Origin of the sequence: Embleya scabrispora (genome assembly GCF_002024165.1) — a bacterium.
In the GTDB taxonomy this organism is placed as follows: domain Bacteria; phylum Actinomycetota; class Actinomycetes; order Streptomycetales; family Streptomycetaceae; genus Embleya; species Embleya scabrispora_A.
The window spans coordinates 2,503,998-2,526,186 of sequence record NZ_MWQN01000001.1 but is presented as its reverse complement, the minus strand read 5'-3'; the positions used below and the strand labels follow the sequence as shown (position 1 = coordinate 2,526,186).

General features: G+C 72.8%; 15 protein-coding genes and 1 riboswitch. Of the genes, 10 read left to right on the top strand and 5 right to left on the bottom strand.

From position 1 onward, the window contains the following. The first annotated feature begins 16 nt into the window (after positions 1 to 16). The 5 genes from B4N89_RS10925 to B4N89_RS10905 all read left to right on the top strand — a co-directional run bounded on the left by B4N89_RS10925 (position 17) and on the right by B4N89_RS10905 (position 8,934). Positions 17 to 1,969, top strand: coding sequence for a serine/threonine-protein kinase (locus B4N89_RS10925; RefSeq protein ID WP_078975686.1), 1,953 nt, complete (start codon positions 17 to 19; stop codon positions 1,967 to 1,969). 109 nt (positions 1,970 to 2,078) lie between these two features. Beyond that, entirely contained in the window at positions 2,079 to 3,764 is a 1,686-nt protein-coding gene (locus B4N89_RS51300) for a serine/threonine-protein kinase (RefSeq protein WP_078975685.1), read from the top strand. Positions 3,765 to 3,998: 234 nt separating this feature from the next. Continuing rightward, on the top strand, positions 3,999 to 5,804 hold the full coding sequence (locus B4N89_RS10915; RefSeq protein WP_161500691.1) for a protein kinase domain-containing protein: 1,806 nt from the start codon (positions 3,999 to 4,001) through the stop codon (positions 5,802 to 5,804). Positions 5,805 to 5,871: 67 nt separating this feature from the next. Further along, the gene (locus B4N89_RS10910) at positions 5,872 to 7,263 is read left to right on the top strand and encodes a dihydrolipoyl dehydrogenase family protein (protein ID WP_078975683.1); all 1,392 of its coding nucleotides are present in this window, start codon (positions 5,872 to 5,874) and stop codon (positions 7,261 to 7,263) included. A 93-nt stretch (positions 7,264 to 7,356) separates the two neighbouring features. Then, positions 7,357 to 8,934 (top strand): succinic semialdehyde dehydrogenase, encoded by a 1,578-nt coding sequence (locus tag B4N89_RS10905; protein WP_078975682.1) that lies wholly within the window; start codon positions 7,357 to 7,359, stop codon positions 8,932 to 8,934. Positions 8,935 to 9,536: 602 nt separating this feature from the next. On the opposite strand, the gene B4N89_RS10900 is transcribed toward B4N89_RS10905, so the two are convergent. Beyond that, complete coding sequence (locus B4N89_RS10900; protein ID WP_078975681.1) at positions 9,537 to 9,824, bottom strand: chorismate mutase; 288 nt, start codon at positions 9,822 to 9,824, stop codon at positions 9,537 to 9,539. A 285-nt stretch (positions 9,825 to 10,109) separates the two neighbouring features. Between B4N89_RS10900 and guaA the strand changes: the two genes are divergently transcribed. Continuing rightward, on the top strand, positions 10,110 to 11,699 hold the full coding sequence (guaA, locus tag B4N89_RS10895; protein ID WP_078975680.1) for a glutamine-hydrolyzing GMP synthase: 1,590 nt from the start codon (positions 10,110 to 10,112) through the stop codon (positions 11,697 to 11,699). A 318-nt stretch (positions 11,700 to 12,017) separates the two neighbouring features. After that, positions 12,018 to 13,214, top strand: coding sequence for a hypothetical protein (locus B4N89_RS10890; protein ID WP_101897054.1), 1,197 nt, complete (start codon positions 12,018 to 12,020; stop codon positions 13,212 to 13,214). 75 nt (positions 13,215 to 13,289) lie between these two features. Here B4N89_RS10890 and pcrA read toward each other — a convergent pair whose 3' ends face one another. Beyond that, complete coding sequence (gene pcrA, locus B4N89_RS10885; RefSeq protein WP_078975679.1) at positions 13,290 to 15,806, bottom strand: DNA helicase PcrA; 2,517 nt, start codon at positions 15,804 to 15,806, stop codon at positions 13,290 to 13,292. A gap of 200 nt (positions 15,807 to 16,006) precedes the next feature. Between pcrA and B4N89_RS10880 the strand changes: the two genes are divergently transcribed. Further along, positions 16,007 to 16,726, top strand: coding sequence for a PIG-L deacetylase family protein (locus B4N89_RS10880; RefSeq protein ID WP_078975678.1), 720 nt, complete (start codon positions 16,007 to 16,009; stop codon positions 16,724 to 16,726). Positions 16,727 to 16,739: 13 nt separating this feature from the next. Here B4N89_RS10880 and B4N89_RS10875 read toward each other — a convergent pair whose 3' ends face one another. Then, complete coding sequence (locus B4N89_RS10875) at positions 16,740 to 17,096, bottom strand: hypothetical protein (RefSeq protein ID WP_078979274.1); 357 nt, start codon at positions 17,094 to 17,096, stop codon at positions 16,740 to 16,742. A 369-nt stretch (positions 17,097 to 17,465) separates the two neighbouring features. Beyond that, a riboswitch (cyclic di-AMP (ydaO/yuaA leader) is annotated at positions 17,466 to 17,604 on the top strand. A gap of 9 nt (positions 17,605 to 17,613) precedes the next feature. Here B4N89_RS10875 and B4N89_RS10870 point away from each other — a divergent pair. Beyond that, positions 17,614 to 18,699, top strand: coding sequence for a C40 family peptidase (locus tag B4N89_RS10870; RefSeq protein WP_078975677.1), 1,086 nt, complete (start codon positions 17,614 to 17,616; stop codon positions 18,697 to 18,699). Between the two features lie 90 nt (positions 18,700 to 18,789). Here the strand turns inward: B4N89_RS10870 and B4N89_RS10865 are convergent, their stop codons facing one another. Beyond that, on the bottom strand, positions 18,790 to 19,467 hold the full coding sequence (locus B4N89_RS10865) for a LuxR C-terminal-related transcriptional regulator (RefSeq protein ID WP_078975676.1): 678 nt from the start codon (positions 19,465 to 19,467) through the stop codon (positions 18,790 to 18,792). Then, positions 19,464 to 20,723 carry an ATP-binding protein gene (locus tag B4N89_RS10860; protein ID WP_235618564.1) on the bottom strand — a complete coding sequence of 420 codons (1,260 nt, stop codon included), beginning with the start codon at positions 20,721 to 20,723 and terminating at the stop codon, positions 19,464 to 19,466. Before B4N89_RS10860 ends, B4N89_RS10865 begins: the two co-directional genes overlap by 4 nt. A gap of 133 nt (positions 20,724 to 20,856) precedes the next feature. Between B4N89_RS10860 and B4N89_RS10855 the strand changes: the two genes are divergently transcribed. Then, positions 20,857 to 22,152, top strand: coding sequence for a PspC domain-containing protein (locus B4N89_RS10855; RefSeq protein WP_161500690.1), 1,296 nt, complete (start codon positions 20,857 to 20,859; stop codon positions 22,150 to 22,152). The last annotated feature ends 37 nt before the right edge of the window (positions 22,153 to 22,189 follow it).

Sequence of the window (22,189 nt, the reverse complement as noted above, 5' to 3'; positions counted from 1 at the left end):
CCGGTCGGGGGCGGCGATGAGTGGGCGCGTACTCGCGGGGCGGTACCGGTTGACGGAGGTGCTGGGGCACGGCGGCATGGGGGTGGTGTGGCGGGCCCACGACCCGGAGATCGGGCGGGACGTGGCGATCAAGGAGTTGCGGCTGCCCGACTGGCTCGACGCCGAGGAGGTGGCCCGGCGTTCGGCGCGGATGCAGCGCGAGGTGCGGGCCGCCGGGCGGGTCCGGCACCCGAACGTGGTCACCGTGTTCGACATCGTGGTCGAGGACGGCCGGCCGTGGATCGTGATGCAACTGCTGCCGGGTCGGCCGCTCACCGCGCTGATCGCCGAGGGCGCGATGGCGCCGGAGCGGGTGGCGCGGATCGGCGCGCGCATGCTCGCGGGGCTGGCCGCCGTGCACCGGGTCCGCATCGAGCACCGGGACGTGAAGCCCGCCAACGTGATCGTGGACGAGGACGACGGCGTGGTGCTCACCGACTTCGGCATCGCGACGCACCCGGACGCGCCCGCGGTCACCGAGACCGGCGCGACCGCGGGAACCCCGGAGTACATGGCGCCGGAGCGGGCGAGCGGGCGGCCGTCCGGGGCGCCGGCCGACCTGTGGTCGCTGGGCGTGACGTTGTACGAGATGGTCGAGGGATTCTCGCCGTTCCGCCGGGACAATCCGCTGGCCACGTTGCAGGCGGTGGCGCTGGGCAGGTGCCCGCCGCCCACCCACGCCGGGCCGCTGGCCGAGGCGGTGCTCGGGCTGCTCACGCCGGATCCGGCCGCGCGGATGACGGCGGCGGACGCGGCCGTGTTGCTGGCGGCGGCGAGCGCGGGCGGAGTGGGGGAGCGGCGCGGGACGGGCGCGCGCCGCACTCCCCCCGCCCCCGACCCGGCCCTGTCGGCGACATCCCTGCCGGGTGCGGAGGCGGCGCCGCCGGCGGACCCGACGGGCCTGCCGGGCGCGCACACTCCACCGACACCGGCCGCCTCGCTCTCGCCGCCCGAGTCGGCGGCCCCGCCCGCGCATCCCGCGCCGCCGGGGTCGGTCCGTCCGCCCGGGTTGCCCGAGGTGCTCGGCCCGCCCGCGTTGCCCGGGTCCGTGGTCCCGGTTGCGGTGCCCGTCCCGGCCGCCTCGCTCTCGCCGCCCGAGTCGGCGGCCCCGCCCGCGCATCCCGCGCCGCGAGGGCCGGACTTTCCGCCCGGGTCGCCCGAGGCGCCCGGATCGTCCGCGTCGGCGCAGGCGGCACTTCCCTTCGGCGCGGCCGCGTCGGTGGCCCCGGTCGCGTCGCCCGCCCCGGTTGCGCGGTCCGCGTTCGGCCGGTCGTCGCGGCGGGTGTTCGTCGTGGTGGGTGCGGTGGTGGTAGGGGTGCTGCTTGCCGTGGTCGGGGTGGCCGTCGGGGTGTGGGTGGAGCGGGCCGATCGTCGGGGGGCGGCCTCGGCGACCGCTTCCGGGCCGCAGGGTGTCGGTGGCGTACAGGCGAGTGGCGCCGTCGTCGTTCCAGGCGGGTCCGGTCCGGTCGACCCGGCGGGCGGGTTTCGGCGGGTCATCGCGCGCGGTGCGTTCAGCGTGCTCGTGCCCGCCGAGTGGACCGTGCGCGACGCGGCCGGTGAGCGGGTCTTCTACCGCTCGACGGACGACATGTACCGCCTCGGCGTGCGTCCCGACGCGTCCGACGCGCACGGTGATCCCTGCGGCGAATTGGTCATACAGGCATCCAAGGGCCTGGGACCGGGCAGCTTCATCGGAAACGGCACGGACTACCACCTGATCCGCCTGCTCTGCACGACCGTGCACGGACAGGTCGCCGGGCTCTGGGAGTTCACCTGGAACGACCGGGGCACGGTGCGCCGATCCATCAACATGCGCTTCGTCGAGGACGGCCGGACCTGGGACTTCTGGGTCTCCGGCCCCGACGGCGGCGCGGCGCTGGTGCGTTCGGCGTTCGACGCGGCGCGGGAGAGTTTCACGCCGGGCGGCTGAGCCCGGCCCGGAACGGAACCTTCGGCACCCGCCGGACGTCCTACACGTGACGCCAAAGACGCGCCGACGGGGCGGATCGGGTGGTGTCCACGGTCTTGGGGAGGACCACGTGGCACACGACAGCGGCTCGCACGGCCGCCTGGTGGACGGGCGCTATCGCCTGGGCGAACCGCTTGGTCGAGGCGGCATGGGCACGGTGTGGCTCGCCTTCGACGAGCTGCTGCGCCGCGACGTCGCGGTCAAGGAGGTCCGGATCCCGGACGACCTGGACGAGATGGAGACCCAGGGGCGCTGCGAGCGGGCACTGCGCGAGGCCCGCGCGGCCGCCCGGATCACCCACCCGAACGTGGTCACCATCTTCGACGTCGCCGAGGACGACGGGCGCCCGTGGATCGTGATGGAACTGGTCCGCGCGCCCTCGCTCACCGACGTGCTCGACGAGGGCCGGATGGCCCCGCACGAGGCGGCCGAGGTCGGCCTGGCGGTGCTCGCCGCGCTGCGCGCCGCCCGCGCGGCCGACGTCCTGCACCGCGACGTGAAGCCCAGCAACATCCTGATGGCGCCCGGTGGCCGGATCGTGCTGACCGACTTCGGCATCGCCACCGTGGCCGGCTCCGTCACCCTCACCGCGACCGGGATGCTGGTCGGCTCGCCCGAATACCTGGCGCCGGAGCGGGTGCTCGGGCGTCGGCCCGGTCCGGCCTCCGACCTGTGGTCGCTCGGGGTGACCCTGTACCAGGCGGTGGAGGGTTTCTCGCCGTTTCGCCGGTCGGGCGCGATGGACACGCTCAGCGCGGTGCTCACCGACGAGCCCGCGCCGCCCCGGCAGTCCGGCGCGTTGTGGCCGGCCATCGAGGCACTGCTGCGCAAGGACCCGTTGGAACGGGCCGACGAGGACACCACCGAACGACTCCTGACCGCCGCGCTGGTCGACGTCGAGCCGCTTCCCGAGGACCCGTGGAACGCGGCCGGCCCGATCCCGCCGGGCACCGCGACCGTCGAGGACCCGGGCGGCGTCCGCGGTGCCACCCGCTCGTCCTGGCAGCCGGCCCCGCCGCCGACCCCGCAGACCCCGTCGACGCCGATACCGACGCCGCAGCCCGGGCCCGAGCCGGACTGGCGGCAGCCGCCGGCCGCCTCCGTGCCGCCGTTCGGCGCGGCCAGTTCCGCCGATCCGGGCGGTCCCGGCGGGGGTTACCCCGCGACCGGCGCGCACGCCTGGTCGCCCACCGACGCGGTGCACGGCTCGGCCACCGCCGACGACCGGGTCAACCCGGTGCTGATCGGCCCGGCCGGCGGCTCCTCCGGCGGCTCGTCGGCCGCGGCCGACGCCGCCACGAAGAAGAAGCGCCGCAAGGCCGTCGTCTTCGGCACCATGGTCGCCGCCGCGGTGGCCGCGCTGGCGATCTTCGTGCCGAACGCGCTGGGCGGGCAGGGCGGTGGCGGTGGCGGCGGTCGCGACTCGGGCGACGTGAAGGTCGCCGACACCCGGCCCGTCGTCTCGGGCGCCGCGAACCCGCCCGGGAGCGGGACCCGCAACGACCTGCTGCACACCACCGGCTCCTCGACCGGCGCCGGGAACAACGACAACGGCACCCCGGGCACTGGCAGCCAGGGATCCGGGTCGACCCGCACCTCGCGGCCGACGAACACGGAGACGTTGACCACCCGCCCGCCCACGACGCGCCCGCCCACCACGAGGCCGCCGACCACGAGCAAGCCGCCGACGACCGCCACGACCACCCGCCCGCCGGTCACCGACCCGCCGCCCACCCGCGCGGGCACGCCGACCTGATCGGATTCGCCGCCACCCGATCGAGCATCGACCGCGGGTCGCCCGCGGCCGGAAAACCCCATGTCACGGGCGCGACGGGGCCTGCCTGCGGGGCCGCCGACGCGGTGCGAGAGGCGGGCCCGAAACGGTCCGGTCGGCGGATCCGCTCGCCGAACCCCGGGGCGTCGCATCTAATGTGGCGGGTTGCAGACCGAAGATGGCCGGCGGGACAGCCGGCCGATGCGGGGAGGGTACGTGGCACAGACCGGGGGCACGCGCGGTCGGGTGGTCGGCGGGCGTTACCGGTTGGGCACCATGCTCGGCCGAGGCGGCATGGGCACGGTATGGCGTGCCGTGGACGAGATGCTGCACCGCGACGTCGCGATCAAGGAGCTGCGGCTGCCCGACCACCTCGACGACGAGGAGAAGGAGCTCGCCCGCGAGCGCACGATGCGCGAGGCCCGCACGGCCGCCCGGATCGGGCACCCGAACGTGGTCACCATCCACGACGTCGTCGAGGACGGCGGCATCCCGTGGATCGTGATGGAGCTGGTCGAGGCCCAGTCGCTTGCCGAGATCCTGGAGACGCAGGGCACGCTGACCCCGGCGGACGCCGCCGAACTGGGCCTGAAGGTGCTCGACGCGCTGATCGCCGCCGATCAGAAGGGTGTGCTGCACCGCGACGTCAAACCCGCGAACATCCTGGTCACCCCGCACGGGCGGGTGGTGCTGACCGACTTCGGGATCGCCACCGCGACCGGTACCGCGACGCTCACCACCACCGGCATGCTGGTCGGGTCGCCGGACTTCCTGTCGCCGGAGCGGGCCGAGGGCAAACGCCCGCTGCTCGCCGCCGACCTGTGGTCGCTCGCCGTGGTGCTGTACATGGCGGTCGAGGGACGCAACCCCTTCCGCCGGGGCACCATGATCAGCACGCTGAACGCGATCCTGAACGACGAGGCCGACCCGCCCCGGCACGCGGGCGGGCTCGAACCGGTGATCGCGGGCTGGTTGGTCAAGGACGTCGACCTGCGGATGAGCGTGGAGGACGGCGCCCGGATCCTGCGCGAGGTGGCGAACTCGACGCCGTCGCGGCAGTACGGCGCGGTCCCGCCGCCGCCGACCCCGGTCGCCGACCCCGGCGGGCCGACCACCCCGGCTCGGCCGTACGATCCGCACGGGCACGCGCAGCCGAGCCACGACACGGGCGCGACCGGACATCCGGGCGGCAACACGCCGCCGAACTCCTGGTCGCAACCGGCGTATTCGCCCGCCGAGGCGTCGCCGACCCGCACCGGCGTACCCCCGCAACCGCCGCACATCCCGCACACTCCCGCGCCGCCGCACCAGCCGAGCCCCGAGCCGCGCCGCCGCGGCCGGATCGTCGCGGTCGTGGTACTGGTGGTCGCGCTGATCGCGGGCGGCGCCGCGGTGGGATTCCTGGTCACCCGGGACGACGACAAGGGCGACAAGGCGACGTCGAATCCGCCCGCCTCCGGGCCGGCCACGCAGCCGCAGACCCAGCCGCCGGCGAGCGCCGCTCCGCCCACCGCGTCACCGTCCGCCTCCGCGTCGAACGGGTCGGTCCCGCCCGCCGGCTACGAACTGGTCAAGGACCCGTCCGGGTTCTCCCTGTTCCTGCCCAAGGGTGCGACCCGCACGGTCTCCGGCGCGAGTGGCGACCAGATCAAGTACCTGACGGCGGACCGCCAGACGGTTTACCTGATCGGCCTGACGCAGATCGGCAACGACCCCAAGGGCAACTTCACGCGGATCGAGCCGACCGCGGAGAAGAAGGACGGGTACGAGCGCCTGCAACTCCGCGACTACACCCCGGTTCCGGCCGGCGCGCGCAAGGCCGCACTGTGGGAGTACACCTGGCGGGGCGACCCGATCGGCGAGGACACGACCAAACGGATCCCCAGTCACGCGAGCAATCTGGGCATCGTGACCAACGGCAACAGGGACTACGCGTTGTACGTGGCGTCCTACGAGACCAACTGGGACACGGTCTCGCTGGACCGGTTCAAGAAGATGACGGAGTCCTTCCAGGCCCGGTGACGCGCGAGTCCGACACCCGTCCCGGGGTACGGTCCGAGGGAGCCCAGCCACCCCCGGAGGTACACCAGTGAGCACGCAGCACCCCCAAGACGTCGCGACCGTCGACGTCGACGTGATCGTCCTCGGCCTCGGCGTCGGCGGTGAGGCCGTCGCCGGGAACCTCGCCTCGGCCGGACTGGACGTGGTGGGCATCGAGGACGGCCTCGTCGGCGGCGAGTGTCCGTACTGGGGCTGCATCCCGTCCAAGGCGATGGTGTACGCGGCGGCCCGGGCCCGGACCGAGAAGCACCCCGACTGGGCGCCGCTGGCCGCACGGCTTCGCGAGTTGACCGCCGACTGGGACGACACGGCGGCCGTGGACCGGCTGGTCGACAAGGGCATGACCTTCGTGCGCGGCGCCGGCCGGATCACCGGCGTGGACACCGTCGAGGCCACCGGCCCCGACGGGGCGCGGCGCTTCCGGGCCCGGCACGCGATCGTGGTCGGCACCGGCACCAAGGCCTTCGTCCCGCCGATCGAGGGCCTGGCGGGCACTCCGCTGTGGACCAACCGCGAGGCGATCGAGACCACCGAGGCGCCGGCTTCGCTCGCGGTGCTCGGCGGCGGCGCGATCGGCCTCGAACTCGCCCAGGTGTTCGCTCGGTTCGGCACGCGGGTGACGATCGTGGAGAACGGCGAGCGGGTGTTGGCCGTCGAGGAGCCGGAATCCTCCGACCTGGCCGCATGGGCTCTGGGCGAGGACGGCGTCGAGATCCACCTGGGCGTACGGGCCGAGCGGGTCGCGCACGACGGGAAGACGTTCACCGTCGAGTTGTCCGACGGGCGTTCGATCGAGGCGGAGAAGCTGCTCGTGGCCACCGGCCGCCGGGTGGACCTGCCCGCGCTCGGCGCGGAGGCGCTGGGCGTCGACCCGCACGCGCACGCGCTGCCGGTGGACGGGCAGTTGCGGGTGCAGCCCGGCGGCACGGCGCCCGCGGTCTGGGCGGTCGGCGACGTGACGGGGCAGGGCGCGTTCACCCACGTGGCGATGTACCAGTCGGCCATCGTGACCAAGGCGGTCCTGCACGCGGCCGGTCGGGGCGCCGCCGGGCCCGACGCGGACCACAGCGCGCTGCCGCGCGTGACGTTCGTCGACCCGGAGATCGGCGCGGTCGGCCTGACCGAGCGTCAGGCCCGCGCCGCCGGGCTCTCCGTGCGGATCGGCCACGCGGACCTGGCCGCCTCCTCGCGCGGACACATCACCGGCGCGCGCGGCTTCGTGAAGGTGATCGAGGACGCCGACCGGGGTGTACTGGTCGGCGCGACCACCGCCGGTCCGGCCGGCGGCGAGATCCTGGGCGCGCTCGTGGTGGCCGTGCGCGCGGCGGTCCCGGTGGCCACGCTGCGGGACATGATGTACGCGTATCCCACGTATCACCGCGCCATCGAGTCGGCGTTGGCCGACCTCGACACCGACTGAATCGGGCCCGGGAACGGCGTGCGGGCGGGTCGGGCCCGTCCGCGCGCCGGACGGTTCTTGTTACCCGAAAGTAGCGCTGTCTAGGCTGGTGCCATGACGGACATCGCAGCGCCCGCAGCAGCCTCCATCGTCGTGCCCCACCTGCCCGCCGAGCGACTGGCGCGGCGCGTGGTGACCGGCGCCGTACCGACGAAGGTGACGACCCGTAGTCCGTTCGACGGGTCGCCGATCGCCGAACTCCCCGAGTCCACCCCGGAGGACGTCACGTCCGCGTTCGCCCGGGCGCGGCTCGCGCAGACCGCGTGGGCGAAGCGTTCGGTGCGTGAGCGGGCCGCGGTGTTCCTGCGCTTTCACGACCGGGTGTTGGAGCGCCAGGCGGAGATCCTGGACATCGTGCAGACCGAGGCCGGCAAGGCGCGCAAGCACGCCTTCGAGGAGGTCCTGGACGTCGCGTTGTGCTCGCGGCACTACGGCCGGCGCGCGGCGGGCTACCTGCGCGAGCGCCGCCGCGCCGGCGCGCTGCCGGTGCTGACGAAGGCGGTCGAGGTGCGCCACCCCAAGGGCGTGGTCGGACTGGTGTCGCCGTGGAACTACCCGCTGGCGCTGTCCATCGGCGACGCGATCCCGGCGTTCGTCGCGGGCAACGCGGTGGTGATGAAGCCCGACACGCAGACCGCGCTGACCGCGCTGTGGGCCCAGGACGTGCTGATCGACTGCGGCCTGCCCGAGGACCTGTGGCAGATCGTGCTCGGCGACGGACCCGTGATCGGCACCGCCGTGGTCGAGGGCGCCGACTACGTCGGCTTCACCGGCTCCACCCGCACCGGCCGCGAGGTCGCCCGACGCGCCGCCGAGCGACTGGTCGGCGCGTCGCTGGAACTCGGCGGCAAGAACGCCATGATCGTGCTGGCGGACGCGGACCTGGACCGGGCCGCCGAGGGCGCGGTGCGCGCCTGCTTCTCCTCCGCCGGCCAACTGTGCGTCTCGATCGAGCGGATGTACGTGCACCAGGACGTGCACGACGCGTTCGTGGACCGCTTCCTGGGCCGGATCCAGGCGATGCGCCTCGCGCCCGGTTACGGGTGGGACACCGACATGGGCTCGCTGGTCTCGCGTCGGCAACTCGACGCGGTCACCCGCCATGTGGACGAGGCCCGCGAGGCGGGCGCGACGGTGCTGGTCGGCGGCAGGGCCCGACCCGACCTCGGCCCGCTGTTCTACGAACCCACCGTGCTCGCCGACGTCACCCCCGAGATGGCGGTGTGCGCCGAGGAGACCTTCGGCCCGGTGGTGTCGGTGTACCGCTACACCGAGGAGGAGGAGGTCCTCACCCGCGCCAACGAGAGCGCGTACGGCCTCAACGCGAGCGTCTGGACCCGCGACACCCGACACGGCGAAGCACTCGCCCGCCGACTGCGCGCCGGCACCGTCAACGTCAACGAGGGCTACGCGGCCGCGTACGGCAGCGCGGGCGCCCCGATGGGCGGCATGGGCGACTCCGGACTCGGCCGACGACACGGCGCGGAGGGGATCATGAAGTTCACCGAGGCGCAGACCGTGGCCACCCAGCGGCTCCTCCCGATCGCCGCTCCCTTCGGCATGACCGACGAGCAGTGGGCCCGCTCGCTGACGCTGTCCCTGCGCATCATGAAGACCCTGCGCGTGCGCTGATCCGCTCGTGCGGCCGGTGCCCACGGGTGCCGTGCCCGCGACACCCGGCGCGCGCCGGTCGCCGGCAGGCGTGTGTGCGGCTCGCGGGGCGCGAGACGGAGGAAGGGTGAATTCCGTTCGCCGAGCGCGGCCGAGTGAGGGACTGCCAAGTCGGGGCAAAATGACATTTATCAACCGGTTAATGATCGTCATTTGCGCTAACCGGACGCCCCCGGGGCGGTCGCGCACTGCGCCGGAACCACCGATGGGGGTGGGGAATCCCGCTACTCTTGGCGCTGCCGACGGCTTTGGTGTGAAAGATCCGCGTTGCGCGACTTTGGTGGTGCGTGGGATTCGTGGTGAATGGGGCACGCCGAAGCCCGACGCGCCGGGGTCGATCCGCAGATCGACCCAAGGCGCGGCGGCCGGTGTCGGGCGTCCCCGACACCGGCCGCCGGCGGGGTTGTGACCGGTTGCTGTCCCCTGCGTCCCGGTCACGGCACCAACGCGAGGTCCCACGGCGCGCTGGTGAGCGCGCCTCATCGCGTCGGCGGCCTTGCGGTGCCCGGCCCGCGCATGAAGCGGGCCGGCCATCAGTCACAACGACCGCCGGCGCGATGAGGTTACGCCCGGGGGCCGACCCGGCCGCGGCACAACTCCAGAAGGGTCAGCGCGACCGTGGTGCCCGGCTTGCCCAGCCCCTCGCGGTAGCGGGCGATGACCTCCATCTCGCGGGACAGCTGCACGCGGGCGCCGCCCGCCGCGACGCGGACCCGCTGGATCTCGACGGAGATGTCCACCCGCTCGGTGATCAGCGCGATGATCCGCCGGTCGAGGTCGTCGATGCGGGCGCGGCCCGTGTCGATCACGGCCTCGGGCGTCTGCGGCGGGGTGATGGTGGTGTCGTCCATGCGGCCTGCTCTCCGGAAGGGGTCGGATCCGGGGCCTCGACACGAACGCGAAGACGCCCCGGGTACCGGACCCGGGGCGTCTTCGTCTGCCTGTGGCTGTGCCGCGTTCAGGCGGTGACGGTGGCGCCGGGGATCCCGGTGCCATAGCTAAAGCTGCGCGTCACGCCGAACGAGGACATGGCGGCAGTATGCCGCGCCGGCGGGAGCGGGCACCAGCCGGGGTCACCCGCGCGACGCCGGTAGAATCGGCGTACACCCCTTTTTCGCTTCGCCGGAAGGCCCCTCGTGACCTTTGCCAGCCCGGACGGAGGCGGCACCGAAACCGTCCTCGTCGTCGACTTCGGCGCCCAGTACGCCCAGCTCATCGCCCGCCGGGTGCGCGAGGCGCACGTATACAGCGAGATCGTGCCGCACAGCATGCCCGTGCCGGAGATGCTCGCCAAGCGCCCGGCCGCGATCATCCTGTCCGGCGGCCCCTCCTCGGTGTACGCGGACGAGGCGCCCAGCATCGACCCGGCGCTGTTCACGGCCGGCGTTCCGGTGCTCGGCATCTGCTACGGCTTCCAGGCCATGGCGCAGACCCTGGGCGGGGTGGTCGAGAAGACCGGTCTCGCCGAGTTCGGCGCCACCCCGCTGGCCGTGACCGGCCCGCGGAGCACCCTGTTCGACGGGCTGCCCACCGACCTGTCGGTGTGGATGTCGCACGGCGACTCGGTCTCCGCCGCGCCGGCCGGCTTCACGGTCACCGCGACCAGCGCGGGTGCGCCGGTCGCCGCGATCGAGAACGACGAGGCGCGGCTGTACGGCGTGCAGTACCACCCCGAGGTGATGCACAGCGAGCACGGCCAGGCGATCCTGGAGCGCTTCCTCAAGGCGGGCGCGAAGCTCAAGGCGAACTGGACGATGGTCAACATCGTCGAGGAGCAGGTCGAGCTGATCCGCGAGCGGGTCGGCGACAAGCACGTGATCTGCGGCCTGTCCGGCGGGGTCGACTCCGCGGTCGCCGCGGCCCTGGTCCAGCGCGCCGTGGGCGACAAGCTCACCTGCGTGTTCGTCGACCACGGCCTGCTGCGCAAGGGCGAGCCCGAGCAGGTCGAGCGGGACTACGTCGCGGCCACCGGGGTCTCGCTCAAGGTGGTGAACGCCCAGGAGCGCTTCCTGACCGCGCTCGCCGGGGTGACCGACCCCGAGGAGAAGCGGAAGATCATCGGGCGCGAGTTCATCCGGGTCTTCGAGCAGGCCGCCGCCGAGGTGGTCGCCGAGGCGGGCGCGCACGGCGAGGAGGTCGAGTTCCTGGTCCAGGGCACGCTCTACCCGGATGTGGTCGAGTCCGGCGGCGGCACCGGCACCGCGAACATCAAGTCGCACCACAACGTCGGCGGGCTGCCGGAAGACCTCCAGTTCAAGCTGATCGAGCCGCTGCGCAAGTTGTTCAAGGACGAGGTGCGCGCGGTCGGCGAGCAGTTGGGCCTGCCGTCCGAGATCGTCTGGCGGCAGCCGTTCCCGGGCCCCGGCCTGGGGATTCGGATCATCGGCGAGGTCACCGCCGACCGGCTGGAGATCCTGCGCGAGGCGGACGCGATCGCCCGCGAGGAGTTGTCCCGGGCCGGGCTCGACCGGGAGATCTGGCAGTGCCCCGTGGTGCTGCTCGCCGACGTGCGCTCGGTCGGCGTCCAGGGCGACGGCCGCACCTACGGTCACCCGATCGTGTTGCGTCCGGTGTCCTCGGAGGACGCCATGACCGCCGACTGGTCGCGCCTGCCCTACGACCTGCTGGCCCGGATCTCCAACCGGATCACCAACGAGGTCCGGGAGATCAACCGGGTCACCCTCGACGTGACGAGCAAGCCCCCGGGCACCATCGAGTGGGAGTAGCCTCCCGCGTCGATCCGCTCGATCCCTCGATCGTGGGTGCTTTCGCCGGCCTCCGTCCGATTTCGGACGGGGGCCGGCGGCGTTCCCGGAGCTGGCCGCGGCCGGGTCGACGAGCCGGCGCAACGCCTTGTGGGACACGGGGGTTGGCCTTGCGGCGGGTCTCGGATCGAGATTGCGCGCGATCGCCGGACCGGGCCCGTACGGCCCTCTCGGATGCGGCACAATGTGCCGCTGAACGAGCACGTTCGTATGTGGTGGTGGGGAGGGCGTGGCGAAGTGGCGCACGGTGTCGGTGTGCACGGACCGGACTGTCATTGCGTGGTCCGGGAGGAATACCGCAGGACCGTCGCCGATTTCGAGACGCTGCGGCGGGCGCTCGCCCGCAAGGAGGGCGTGCCCACGGCGGTCGCCCACTCCGACGGCGGCGCGCGCCAATGGATCTCCGACGAACTGCGGGGCAGGGCCCAGGACTTGGCCGCCATGCGGCGGGCCCAGGGGCGGGCGTGGCTACAGGTGCTCGGCGGTCGTGCGCTGATCGTGCTGTGGTTCCTGGTCGCCGTGCTCGTCCTGGTGCAGGCGCTGACCGCGATCGGCGCGGGCTGGACCGGAGCGCGCACCGCCGGGATCGTGGCGGCCGTGGTGGTCGCCGGAGCGCTCAGCGTGGTCGGCTGGGCCGCCCGGGCCCAGGGCGGCGTGTTCGCGCCCGTACGGGGCCTGGACGGGCGCCTGTCCACCTCCAAGGCGGTCGCCGCGCTGTGGATGGTGGCGCTGATGTACTGCTTCGCCTTCCTGGGCATGCGGCTGGCCGCCGCGTCCGGGGACGGACAGCGCGACCGGCTGCTCGATCGACTGGGCGACGTCGCGCTCGACCAGATCACCCTGGTGGCCGCGCCGCTGCTCGCCGCGGTGGCGGTACGCCGGATCGTCGGCGACAAGGTCGGCCGTCGGGTGCTCCAAAAGCTCCGCGCCGACCAGGCCTCGCTGCGCGACCTGGTCACCGACGACGCGGGCCGGGCCTCGTTCGTGGACGCCCAGTACGTCCTGGTCAACCTCGTCGCGGTCGGCTTCGTCGTGGTCGGCCTGGCCCGCGACCCCGATCGGCTCCCGGACATCCCGGCCACGCTGGTCGCGCTCGCCGTGGTCTCGGTGGTCACCTACCTCGCCGGCAAGCTGGCGGAGAACGACCGCCCGGTGATCCTGTCCGTGGTGCGCGTGCGCACGCGCGGCGACCTGGACTCCGCGGTCCGCCAGGGCGACGACATCGAGGTGCGCGGGATCAACCTGGCGGCGGGCGGCTCGCACGAGGCGGACCTGCTGGCGCGCGTGGTGGTCAAGTTCGGCGCGGTCCACGTGCACGCCCCGCTGATCCCGGCCGAGACCGGCTTCGCCAACCCCTCCGACGCGTGCGTGGTCGTCCCGGTCCCGGTCGACGTGGAGCCGGGCCGGGTGGAGCTGTGCGTGGTGTCCGCCTCCGGCGTGGAGTCGGCGCCGTACGAGATCCAGATCGCGGGCTGAGCGGACCGGTAACACGTACGCGGGCCGGGTCGAGGGACATCGACCCGGCCCGCGCTCGTCTCGACGAGACCGGCGCTACAACTTCTGCACCGGCGCGTAGCGCAGCAGCAGGGTCTTCTCGCCGCCCGCGCCGAAATCGATGGTGGCCTTCGCCTTGTCACCGGTCTCGGCGGTGGAGACCACCGTGCCCAGGCCGAACTTGTCGTGGGTGACCCGATCGCCCGGGGACAGTGCGATGGCCGGACGTTCCTTGATCTGCGCGCCCTTGCCGAAGCCGCCGCGCGAGCCGACCGTCGACTTCGTCGCCGACATCGCCTTGGCCGCCGACGGCGAGGTGCCGCGCCAGTCGACCAGCTTCTCCGGGAGTTCGGTCAGGAAACGGGACGGCGGGTTGTACGACGGCGCGCCCCACGCGCTGCGCATCTTGGCCAGCGTGACGTAGAGCCGCTCGCGGGCGCGGGTGATGCCCACATAGGCCAGCCGGCGCTCCTCCTCCAACTCCTTCGCGTCGCCGAGCGAGCGCATGTGCGGGAAGACGCCGTCCTCCAGGCCGGTGAGGAACACCGTGGGGAACTCCAGGCCCTTGGCGGTGTGCAGGGTCATCAGGGTGACCACGCCGCCGTCCTCGGCGTCGGTGGGGATCTGGTCGGAGTCGGCCACCAGCGAGACCCGCTCCAGGAAGTCGGCGAGCGTGCCCGAGCCGCCCTCCTGCGCCTGGGCCTGCTCGAACTCCAGCGCCACCGCCGCGAGTTCCTGAAGGTTTTCGATCCGGGTCTCGTCCTGCGGGTCGCTGGACGCCTGCAACTCGGCGAGGTAGCCGCTCTGTTCCAGGATCGCCTCCAGGACGGTCGCGGGACCCGCGCCGCCGTCCACCACCGCGGTGAGGTCGTCCAGGAGCCGGACGAAGCCCTTGACCGCGTTGGCCGAGCGCTTGGCCAGGCCCGGCGCGTCGTCGGCCCGGCGCAGCGCCTGGGCGAACGGGATGCGGTCGCGGGTCGCGAGCACGTCCAGGCACGCCTCGGCCCGGTCGCCGATGCCACGCTTGGGCACGTTCAGGATCCGGCGCAGCGAGACCGTGTCGTCGGGGTTGGCCAGCAGGCGCAGGTAGGCGAGCACGTCGCGGACCTCGCGGCGCTCGTAGAAGCGCACGCCGCCGACGACCTTGTACGGCAGGCCGACCCGGATGAAGACTTCCTCGAAGACGCGGGACTGGGCGTTGGTCCGGTAGAACACCGCGACCTGTCCCGGCTTGGTGTGACCCGCGTCGGTGAGGCGGTCCACCTCGTCGGCGACGAACTGCGCCTCGTCGTGCTCGTCGTCCGCGACGTAGCCGACGATGGGGGTGCCGGCGCCGGCGTCGGTCCACAGGTTCTTCGCGCGCCGGTTGCTGTTGCGCTCGATCACCGCGTTGGCCGCGCTCAGGATGGTCTGCGTGGAGCGGTAGTTCTGCTCCAGCAGGATCGTGGTGGCGTTCGGGTAGTCGGCCTCGAAGTCGAGGATGTTGCGGATGGTCGCGCCGCGGAACGCGTAGATCGACTGGTCCGCGTCGCCGACCACGCACAACTCGGCCGGTTCGAGCCCGACGAGCCCGGCCTCGGCGGGGTCGACCAACTCGCCGTCCACCGTCAGGCGCGGGCCGCTGCCGGCCGCGCCGCCGACCAGTTCGCGGACCAGCGTGTACTGCGCGTGGTTGGTGTCCTGGTACTCGTCCACCAGCACGTGCCGAAACCGCCGCCGGTAGTGCTCCGCGACGTCCGGGAACGCCTGGAGCAGGTGCACCGTGGTCATGATCAGGTCGTCGAAGTCGAGCGCGTTGGCCTGGCGCAGCCGCTCCTGGTACATCGTGTAGGCCTGCGCCAGTATGCGCTCGGACTCGTTGATCGCCTTGGCCGCGAAGTCCTCGTGGTCGATCAGTTCGTTCTTGAGGTTGGACACCTGCGCGTTGAACTTGCGCGGCGGGAACTTCTTCGGGTCCAGGTCGAGGTCGCGGCAGACCATCGCCATCAGCCGCTGCTGGTCGGCCGAGTCGTAGATGGAGAACGAGGAGCTCATGCCGAGCTTCTTGTACTGCTGCCGCAGGATGCGTACGCAGGCCGAGTGGAAGGTGGACACCCACATCGCCTTGGTGCGCGGTCCGATCAGCGCCTCGACCCGCTCGCGCATCTCGGCGGCGGCCTTGTTGGTGAAGGTGATCGCCAGGATCTCGCCGGGGTGCACGTGGCGGGAGGCGAGCAGGTGGGCGATGCGGTGGGTCAGTACGCGGGTCTTGCCGGAGCCCGCGCCCGCCACGATGAGCAGCGGGGACCCCTCGTGCACGACCGCGGCGCGCTGTTGCGGGTTCATCCCGTCGAGCAGCCGGGCCGGGTCCACCACGGGGCGCGGGGCGCCGTTGCGGTAGTAGGCGTCGCGCGGCTCGGGTGGCGGTGCGTACTGCCCCTCGTACAGGTCGTCCGGATAGTCCTCCGGCAGGCCGTACACGTGGTTCTCGTCCGGCTCGGGCGGCAGCGGGATCTCGTCCGCGGAGCCGGCGGGGGACTTGGTGGCCGCGGCGTCGAAACCGGGCAGGGGGATGTCGTCGAAGAGGCTGCTCATCGTTCCCCGAGTCTAGGTGGGTGTCGGGCGGGTCGTGCCCGGGCCGTCGTCGCGGCCAGGGATCATTGCGCCGACAACCATCTTCGCGCCGTCGGACATCCGGTCGAGCGGGATCGGCGGATCCGCCGCCCGCCCGGCCGGCGGATGGGGTCGGAGCGGGTCGGATCGAGTCGGATCAAGTCGGATCAAGGGAGTACATCGTGCTGGACGATCGCGACGTGGAGCGGGTCCTGGTGCTGGCCGCGCACCCGGACGACATCGACTTCGGGGCGGCGGGAACGGTCGCCACGTGGACCGAGGCGGGCATCGAGGTGAGCTACTGCCTGGTCACCGACGGGGACGCGGGCGGGTTCGATCCGGCGGTGCCGCGGTCGGAGATCGGCGGGATCCGGCGTGCGGAGCAGGGCGCGGCGGCGGCGCACGTGGGGGTGCGGCAGTTGTACTGGCTGGGGTATCCGGACGGGCGGGTGGCGGCCTCCATGGAACTGCGGCGCGACATCAGCCGGGTGATCCGGCAGGTGCGCCCGCAGCGCATGGTGATTCCGAGTCCGGAGCGGGACTGGTCCCGGCTGGCGCCGAGCCACCCGGATCACCTGGAGGCCGGCGAGGCGGCGATGCGGGCGATCTATCCGGACGCGCGCAACCCGTTCGCCCACCCCGAACTGCTGGAGGCGGAGGGGCTGAAGGAGTGGACGGTGCCCGAGACCTGGCTGTCGCCGACCGCGGCGCCGAACCACGCGGTGGACGTGACGGAGGTGTTCGAACGCAAGATCGCGGCGCTGCTGTCGCACGAGAGCCAGACGGGCCATCTGCCGGAGCTGCGCGAGCACGTCGTGTCGATGCTGGAGGGCAACGCGGCGCGGTTCGACCTGGGCGCCGGACGCATGGCCGAGGTGTTCCGGGTGGTGGACACCCGTTAGCGAGGCGGGGGGCTCAGGTCCACATGACGGCGATGGCGATGTTCGCCACGGTCAGCAGGCCGATCGCGCCGAGGACACGCGAGGACACCCGCTCCGCGAGGCGGTTGCCCCAGACCAGCAGCAGGACGACCAGCAGGATGCCGAGCTTGGTGCCGATCTTGGCGGTGTCCACGTCCCGGTCCAGGCCGGACCGCACCACGCCCACCAGGGCCAGGCCGGTGACGAGCATGGTCAGCGCACCGTGCGTCATCGCGGGCACGATCCGCACGTCGCCGGTGCGCAGCGCGGACATCTGGGTGAGGAAGCCGCCGAGCAGGGCCGCGATGCCCACGATGTGCAGCACCAGCAGGATCTGCCGCAGAACGTCCACGTCGTACAACCCCTCGTCGATCATCGCCCCGACGCGCACCAGGCCGGCGTTCCGGGCGCCGACGCCGGGAACGCCGCCGCCGACCGGCAGCCTAGCCGGCGGCGGTCGACGTCTCGCACACCGGTCGAATACCACTAAAGATCGCCAAAAGGGATCAAGATCGACTTTAAGGAATCCGGGCGCTTTTCCCGTGATACGCGGAGATGGAAACGGTGACTTTGGTAAAGTTTCGGCAATGTGAAGGCCAATGGTGATGGTCCTGACACGCGTGTGACTAGTGTTCTGCGGCAGGCGATCGGCTCGAGGTCGGCCACCCGGTCGACACGATCGCCTCCGCCGAATTCGGTGACGGGTTTCGGTGACGGTGGGCAACCATGGTCGCCGCGACGCGAAGCCGGAACCGGGGACCCTCGCAGTCCCTTGGGGTGAATCGGTGCTTCGGCACCGTAGGGCGCCTTCTTCCGCCCGAACCCGTCAGCTAACCCGGTAGGCGGCCGAGGAAGGAGACCCGCCACCAGTGGCGTCCCAACGTCGACCCGGGCAACACCGCAAGCCCAAGCCGCGCACCGCCGTGCGTACCGCCGCGACCGTGGTCACCGCCGCCGCGACGATGACCGGCGTGATGACCTTCGCCGGCACCGCGAGCGCGGACCCCGCGCAGTCGTTCCAGCAGACCAAGGACCGCGTCAACCAGCTGCACAGCGACGTGGTCAAGGCCACCGACGCCGCCAACGGCGTCGAGGAACAGATCGAGAAGCAGCAGGGCACCGCGAACCAGACCCAGGCCCGGATCACCGAGGAACAGGCCGCGCTGAACGCCCTGCGCGACCAGATCGGTGTCCTGGCGGCCAACCAGTACCGCAGCGGCGGCCTCCCGCCGTCGCTCTCGCTCGCGCTCAGCGGCGACCCCGAGGGTTACCTGCAGAAGTCGCAGATGATGTCCCAGCTCGACGGCCAGCAGGCCGCGAAGCTGAAGCAGATCGCGGCGCAGGCCCGAGTTCTCCAGCAGGACCGCACCGAGGCCTCCTCGCAGCTCGCGGAACTGGAGAAGCTGCGCACCGACCTGAACAAGAACAAGACCGACATCCAGGCCAAGCTCGCCGAGGCGCAGCGGCTGCTCAACACGCTCACCGAGAAGCAGCGCGAGGACGTGCTCAACTCGGACGAGCACGCGAACGACACCACGCGCGGCAACGACCGCAGCTCCCGGGACAAGGACAAGGACAACGCCCCGGCGACCAACGTCCCGGCCTCCGGGCGGGCCCAGGCCGCGATCAACTTCGCGTTGGCGCAGATCGGCAAGCCGTACGTGTCCGGCGCCGAGGGCCCCGGCTCCTACGACTGCTCGGGGTTGACCCAGGCGTCCTGGAAGGCGGCCAACGTCTCGCTCAGCCGCACCACCTGGACCCAGATCAACGACGGTCCCAAGATCGCCAAGAGCGCCCTCCAGCCGGGCGACCTGGTGTTCTTCTACTCGGACAACCGGCACGTGGGCATGTACCTCGGCAACGGCACGATCGTGCACGCCCCGCGCCCGGGCAAGACCGTGACCAAGGCGCCGCTGGACTCGATGCCGTTCCTCGCGGCCATCCGACCCGGCTAGTCCCGGACACCGACGACACACGACGGCGCCCGTCCCCGGATTCGTCCCGGGGACGGGCGCCGTCGTGTGTCGTCGGGTGCCGTTTTCGGCTCAGACCAGTCGCCGGTCCGTCGCCCAGCGGGTCAGCTCGTGCCGGTTGGACAACTGCAACTTGCGCAGCACGGCGGAGACATGGGTCTCCACCGTCTTGACCGAGATGACCAGTCGGCGGGCGATCTCCTTGTAGGCGTAGCCGCGCGCGATCAGCCGCAGCACCTCGCGCTCGCGCTGGGTGAGCCGGTCCAGGTCCTCGTCGATCGGCGGCACGTCGGTGGCCGCGAACGCGTCCAGTACGAAGCCCGCCAGGCGCGGCGAGAACACCGCGTCGCCCTCGCCGACCCGGCCGATCGCGCGGATCAGTTCGTCGCCGGTGATCGACTTGGTCACATAGCCCCGGGCGCCGCCCCGGATCACCCCGATCACGTCCTCGGCGGCGTCCGACACGGACAGCGCCAGGAAGCGCACCGCCGGGATCAGCGACGCGCACCGGCGCAACACCTCGACCCCGCCGCCGCCGGGCAGGTGCACGTCGAGCAGGACCACCTCGGGGCGGGTCTCGGTGACCACGGCCACCGCGCTCGCCACGTCGTCGGCCTCGCCGACCACCTCGACCGCCTCGCCGATCTCGGCGCGCACGCCGGTGCGGAACATCCGGTGGTCGTCGACGAGGACCACCCGGGTGCGGGGCGTGCCCTCGACGGGTGCGCTACTCGTCTCGGAGGTGTTCACGTGTTCGTCCTTCCCACAGCGGACCGGCCGGCGTCGGCGCGGCGCATCTCCAGCTCGACCTCGGTGCCCTCGCCGGGTTCGCTGCGGATGTTCGCGGCGCCCCCGTTGCGGCGCATGCGCCCGAGCACGGACTCTCGCACACCCAGCCGGTCGGCGGGTACGGCGTCCGGGTCGAAACCGGGTCCTCGGTCGCGGACGAACACCGTGACCGTGTCCTCGTCGGCCTCGCCGAACACCGAGATGGCCGCGCCGCCCGCGTACTTCGCCGCGTTGACCATCGCCTCGCGCGCGGCGGCGATCAGCGCGGACAGCCGGTCGTCGACCGGACAGTCGCCCACGCACACGATCTCGATGGACACCCCGTGCGCGTCCTCCACCTCGGCGGCGACCCCGCGCAGCGCGGCGGCGAAGGTGCGGTCCGGCTCCTCGCCGTCGGGGCGGTACAACCAGGCCCGCAACTCGCGCTCCTGCGCCCGGGCCAGTCGGGCCACCTCGCGCGGGTCCTCCACCTGGCGCTGGATCAGGGTCAGCGTGTGCAGCACCGAGTCGTGCACGTGCGCGGCCACCTCGGCCCGCTCCTGGGCCCGGATGCGGGCCCGGCGCTCGGCGCCCAGCTCGCGGGTCTGCCGCAGCAGGTACGGGCCGAAGATGACCAGCAGGCCGACCAGGAGCAGGCCCGCCCCGCGCATCGCGGCCAGCGCGTCGCCGATGCCGCCCCGGCCGAGCGAGAAGAAGATCAGGCCCGCGACCACCAGCGTGGCGCCGATCAGCGCGCGCAGCCAGCCCGCCACCCGGCTGCGCCCGTCCAGCGAGAACCAGCGCTGCCGCTGCGACTCGTCGGCCTGACGCCACAGCAGGATCACCCCGGGCCCGGCCACGAGCAGCGGCCACAACCAGTCGCCGGAGCCGGTGTCGGTATCGGTCCCGAGTCCGGTGAGCATGGTCGCCGCGATCAGCACGATGATCAGCGCGAGCGCCTGATGCCGTTCCCGGCCGCGCTCGCGGCTCGGCGGGGCCGCGGTGCCCACGCTCTGCGGTACGAAGATCCAGAAGGCCGCGTACAGGACCACGCCCAGACCCGCGAAGAACGCGAGCGCGACGAAGGCGACGCGCAGCACCACCACCTCGACGCCGAGATGCTCGGCCAGGCCGCGCGCGACGCCGCCGGCGAACCGGTGGGACGCGGCGCGGCGGAGCTTCGGCGTCGGGTGCACGGGCCGGTTCGGCGCGGCGGGGGGCGGATATACGGCGGTCACACGACCGATCGTCACACGCCGGCAAGTCCGGGCGCATCAGGGCCCGACCCTGATTCCCTCTCGGGGTCGGGCCAGGGGCGGACCAGGGCGGAGCCCGATGGGAACGGGGCCGCGCGCAGGCCACGATGGACCCATGAACGACGACATGAAACCCGGTGTCTCGGCCGGCAACCGGGCCGGCGACGTCCCGGGCGGCCCTCCGGGGTCGTCGGCGGCGCCCACGACGACGACCACTCGGCCCCAACTGTTGCGCAGCGTCGACGACCGCATGGTCTCCGGCGTGTGCGGCGGGCTCGGCGAGCATTTCGGCCTCGATCCGGTGATCTTCCGCATCGTCTTCGCGGTGCTGTCGCTCTTCGGCGGGGTGGGCGTACTGGTGTACAGCCTGGGCTGGCTGTTGATCCCGGCCCGTGGAGAGGAGCAGCCGGTGCTGCGCCGGGTGCTCTCCGGGAAGTTCGACCGCGGGGCGACGGCCGCCACCGTGGTCGCCGTGATGGGGGTCGCCTTGTTCTTCACGTATCTGGACTCGGGCTTCGGCCCGTCGGTCCCGCTGATGATGATCACCGCCGTGGTCCTGTTCATGGTCTGGACCGACACGAAACGCAGGTCCGAGGCCGCCGCGCGGACGGCGGGGGTCGCGGCGATGGCGGGCGCTCCCGCGCCGGTCGACACCGTCCCGGCCGGCGACACCGCCCCGAGACCGCCGATGTGGTGGCAGGTGCCCGGTGCCGGCTCGGCGCCGGAGGACGGGCAACCGCCCGCGAAGCCGGTCGCGGCCGAGCCGGGCCGGCCGGCGAAGCGTCCGCGCTCGTACGTGGTGCCGGCCACGCTGTCGGTGGCCATGATGGTCGGCGGCCTGCTGTGGGTGCTCAACCGCACCGACGCGGCCGACGTGACGTTCACCGTCGCGGTGGCGATCGTGCTGGGCGTCGTCGGCCTGGGTCTGCTCGCGGGCACCTGGTTCGGTCGGGCCCGGCTGCTGATCCTGCCCGCCCTCGCGCTCACCGCGCTGCTCGCCGGGCTCACCGCGATCACCGTGCCGCTGACCGGGCCGTGGGGGGAGCGCACGTACACGCCGACCTCGGTCGCGGCGCTGCCCGGGTCGTACCACCTCGGCGGCGGCGACCTGGACCTGGACCTGCGCACCCTGGACCTCGGGCCGGCCCGTGCGGCGACGGTCAAGGCCACCGTGGGCGCCGGGCAGATCCAGGTGTGGGTGCCCAAGGACGTCAGGGTGGTGTTCAAGGCCCGCTCCGACGTCGGCGACGTGCGCACGATGAGCGGTCGCGACGACGGCTGGCGGCCGGACCGGAGCGAGACGGTGGAGCCGATCGCGCAGCCGGAGCGCGGCACGATCACGCTGGACCTGAAGGTCGGCGCGGGCCAGGTGGAACTGCTGTACGGCGACCACGGACGGCAGCCGCGATGAGCGCGACGATCGAGCGGGTCGACCCGCGCAGGACACC